Here is a 4,638-nt window from a genome sequence, read left to right on the forward strand (position 1 = left end):
TGGGATCTGGTGTATTGCGCGGTGAGGAATTGATTAATAGTAATATAGGATGTATTGAAACTCGTTGAACGGGCTGTCTTCTGGCGCTTCCCATAGATTAATAGTAATATAGGATGTATTGAAACGAAAGGAGGTTTTCAGGATGCCATATCCACAAAGATGATTAATAGTAATATAGGATGTATTGAAACGAGGTATAGCGCAGGATGGCGTTTACATCTTTTTGATTAATAGTAATATAGGATGTATTGAAACTTGTAAATTTCTGCCTTAGAAAATTCTCTGTTTGGGATTAATAGTAATATAGGATGTATTGAAACATTCCCTGATTAAGACAAGCCGTAGGATACCACTTGGATTAATAGTAATATAGGATGTATTGAAACAAATGATTCTAACATGTATCTTAACGACGGAAGTTTGATTAATAGTAATATAGGATGTATTGAAACATGAATTGTAAATGCTTCTCTCATGCGCTTTTTCAGATTAATAGTAATATAGGATGTATTGAAACGTGGTACACTTTGCTTTCTTGCCCTGATGCTCATACGATTAATAGTAATATAGGATGTATTGAAACTCCGTTAAGGTTGCAAGCCATCCATCAAAAGCCGCTGATTAATAGTAATATAGGATGTATTGAAACTGATTCCAAATGACCCATTTATACTGTTAAGCTACGGATTAATAGTAATATAGGATGTATTGAAACGCTAAAAAGATATGTCCATATAGAAGGATTTCCAGATTAATAGTAATATAGGATGTATTGAAACTCAATTGGGTATCCTCTTTTTCGCAGAAAGCTTTCGATTAATAGTAATATAGGATGTATTGAAACACAATGATGTCATTCAACTTAGAATTAAATCTACGATTAATAGTAATATAGGATGTATTGAAACAATTTAATCCAGAGCTACTTCGATCCGGAAAGTCCGATTAATAGTAATATAGGATGTATTGAAACATAATAGGAAACTGACCGCTGTTGACCAAATTACTGATTAATAGTAATATAGGATGTATTGAAACTATGGGTAGTGCCACAAGTATGCACTATGGAATATGATTAATAGTAATATAGGATGTATTGAAACCATAAACTCATTTTCGCTTAACTTCCACGATCTGATTAATAGTAATATAGGATGTATTGAAACTATCTACTTACAGACAACGGAATGGATTTGCAATCAGATTAATAGTAATATAGGATGTATTGAAACTCTGTCAAAGTTGCAAACCAGTTATCAAAAGCCAGATTAATAGTAATATAGGATGTATTGAAACCCACTCCCGTTTCGGCATCCCCCTGGTTAATGATAGATTAATAGTAATATAGGATGTATTGAAACAATTGGTCTGTTGCCATATAATCCGGCGGGACAATGATTAATAGTAATATAGGATGTATTGAAACAAGAAATAGAGGAATCATTGCTGAAAACAGGACGTGGATTAATAGTAATATAGGATGTATTGAAACTTCATAATTGTTTTTTATTGCTATTGTAGCTACTCTTTGATTAATAGTAATATAGGATGTATTGAAACTATGGATCTGCATAAGTCCACTGGAAAAGTTTTAATCGATTAATAGTAATATAGGATGTATTGAAACGTGTGTAACCTTGCATGTTGAAGATATTAACGGTGATTAATAGTAATATAGGATGTATTGAAACAAGTTTATTACGGTTACTGTTTTGAGGATATAGAACAGATTAATAGTAATATAGGATGTATTGAAACCCAGGAGAAATGAGCTATCTGGTAAATGTAAACAGGATTAATAGTAATATAGGATGTATTGAAACCTAACATAACTTTTCCATTCCTTTCTAGTATTTGATTAATAGTAATATAGGATGTATTGAAACAAGAGAGAATTTAACGTTAATACCCCAAGCTGGGGATTAATAGTAATATAGCATGTATTGCAACTTTTTGCAGTATTGTAGGGGTTAGCAAATACTAGAAAAATAAATTTTTTAAACCATGCAAGAACAAATTATAAAAGTGAAAAGATATATCCAAATCAACTTTACCATGCAGGCGTGGTAAAAATATAAAAAAGGTTGTTGGAGAATGCCAAAAAATATAAAGTGTTAATTTGTTACTTGACATTTATAGTTTGGGCAAATAAGATATTATATATAAAAAATACATTCATAGCAAATGAAAATTAAAAATATATAAGAATATTTTTCAAGAGGGATACGAATGCAGACTACTGAAAAACTAACAAAGAAACTAACAGAAACGACTTACTTAACTGCGGATAATGTTGATCGATACCGAGGCATTATGCGCATTTTTTATGAGAATTATGAGAAGTTGAAATACTGGCTGTATCAGGAGGATGTCTATGGGCTGATGGTGGCAGATGAATATTTTAAGGATTATCGGATGGAGCAGTGTCAGCAGGATTTGGCGATGTTGGTGGAATGGAAAAATCTGATCACTATACAGGATACCAAAAAGGTGGCGTCGATTGAGGAATTTAAGAATAAGAAGTTTCGTTATCAGATGTCAGACTATAGCGTGGAAATAGAGCGTCTGGTTATCAGACTGGAAAATTTGTATATTGAAGGTGCCTCACTTGAACCAACGCTGTTGGAGAGGATACGAAGGAATATAGAGAAATTAAAAGAGGCTTCAATGTGGAAGCCCGATGAGACATATACCTGGTGGGATGATTTAAACAATGATTTTATAAGACTGAATCAGAATTATCAGGATTACATAAGGGATCTGAATGGAATTAAAGCAGAAGAGATGATGAAAACGAAGGAGTTTCTGATATTTAAAGATAAGCTCATTGAGTACCTGCGAAATTTTGTGAAGAGTCTTCAGAGAAATGCAGGTGTGATTGAAGAGATGCTTAGGGAGGTCAAGCCTGAGTTTTTAGACGAGATATTTGGTAAGGTGGTTGAGTATGAAAGTTCTATCCCTCGTATGGATACGGAAGTGACCGGGGAAATGATACTGGAGAAGACAAAAGGAAGGTGGGAAAGTATCTTTCATTGGTTTGCAGGAACTGAGGGTCAGGAAAATGAAGCCGGAAAACTTTTTGATGCCACGAACGAGATTATCAGGAGGATGACCAGATATGCTACACAGATTAGTGAACTGAATACACTGGGAGCGAACCGTAGAGAGGAATATGCAAAGGTTGCCACAGTCTTTATGAAATGTCAGGACTTACAGGAGGCACACCGTCTTTCTGCAATGGTATTTGGAATAGAGGAACTGATACATCTGAAAGGGGATGCCGTTAGAGAGACCGACAGCATGAACAGCAGTGTGTATGAGGAACAACCCTATGAAATAGAATTGAAGCCGCGTATACGATATTATCAGGATAAATCCAGGCGAAGTTCTATGCGGGATTATTCGAAAGATAAGGAAGAAATGCGTCGCAGGACGGTGGAGGAAATTAAGGAAGACCGCATAAAGGTTCTGGCACTGGAAAGGGATCAAAGAATTCATTTGGGAGAACTTCCGGTTATTTCGCCAAGAGTACGTCATATTCTGCTGGGGTGGATTTCTAATGCACTGGAAAATGCAGATCATAGTGCACGTACGGATGATGGGAGAGAATATCTTGTGGAAATTTCAGATTCGAAGAAAAAGTGTGTGATACATTGTGAAGATGGCAATTTCACCATGCCTGAGATGGTAATTGTTTTTAAAGACAGATAGGGGTGGCAAAATGACAAATGTGTTGGAGACATTATTGGAAAAGAGATGGATTTTGAAATCTTCGGATAAGGCTTTGTATTATCAGTGCCGGGATTCACTGGGTGAGGTCCGCCGGTTTGCAGTAGAAAAAATGGGATGCCAGATTGTAGAAAATTCTCTTCTGGTAAAAATTGAGAAAATACCTGCGAAACCTGAAAATTACATGGGTATTGGCTGCTTTGATTCGGTGATGGAGTATGTACTTTTATGTATGATGCTCATGTTTCTGGAAGATAAAGAGCCTGAGGAGCAGTTTATATTATCTCAGCTGACAGAGTATATTGCATCCAATATTCCGGATGGCAATATAGACTGGACACTTTATACCCAGCGCCGCCAATTGGTAAAGGTACTGCGCTATGCGGCAAAGACCGGGTTGATTCGTATCACGGATGGCAGTGACGATATGTTTATGGATACGGTTTTGGGTGAGGTGTTGTATGAGAATACAGGTACGTCCAAATATTTTATGCGGAATTTTTCCAAAGATATTATGGCGTATACGAAGCCACAGGATTTTGAAGAAAGTGATTGGTTTGAAATGAATGAAGACCGTGGTATTGTAAGGCGGCATCGGGTATATAAAAGGCTGCTGTTTTCTCTTGGCATGTACAGGGAAGAGGAAACGGATGAGGATTTTGAATATCTGAAATATTATGGGAGAAGGCTTGAAGATGATCTGGAGAAGATTTTTGACTGTCAGCTGCATATACACAGAACCAGTGCATATCTGATTTTGGGAGATGGATGTAAGATGGGGAGGGAATTTCCGGCAAATAACATGATGTCAGACATGCTGTTATTATGTGCAGGATTAATTCGGGAACAGGTTGATAAAGGAAAAATAGTACCTCTTGCAGATGAGACCATACGCATCAGTGAGGTAAA

2 protein-coding genes and 1 CRISPR repeat array are annotated in these 4,638 nt (G+C 36.1%); both genes read left to right on the top strand.

What is annotated here, in order from left to right; all coding sequences use genetic code 11:
- The first annotated feature begins 31 nt into the window (after nt 1-31).
- Nucleotides 32-1,950: a CRISPR direct-repeat array (repeat unit 30 nt; unit sequence GATTAATAGTAATATAGGATGTATTGAAAC).
- A gap of 279 nt (nt 1,951-2,229) precedes the next feature.
- Complete coding sequence (locus tag ACH2DQ_RS04480) at nt 2,230-3,711, top strand: TIGR02677 family protein (protein ID WP_394913766.1); 1,482 nt, start codon at nt 2,230-2,232, stop codon at nt 3,709-3,711.
- 10 nt (nt 3,712-3,721) lie between these two features.
- On the top strand, nt 3,722-4,638 hold a 917-nt coding region (locus tag ACH2DQ_RS04485), incomplete at its 3' end, for a TIGR02678 family protein (RefSeq protein WP_395025730.1).

It is taken from the genome of Robinsoniella sp. (assembly GCF_034124845.1).

Excerpts from the sequence above, each read along its gene's own strand:
- ACH2DQ_RS04480 (WP_394913766.1), top strand. The coding sequence starts at position 2,230 with ATGCAGACTACTGAAAAACTAACAAAGAAACTAACAGAAACGACTTAC.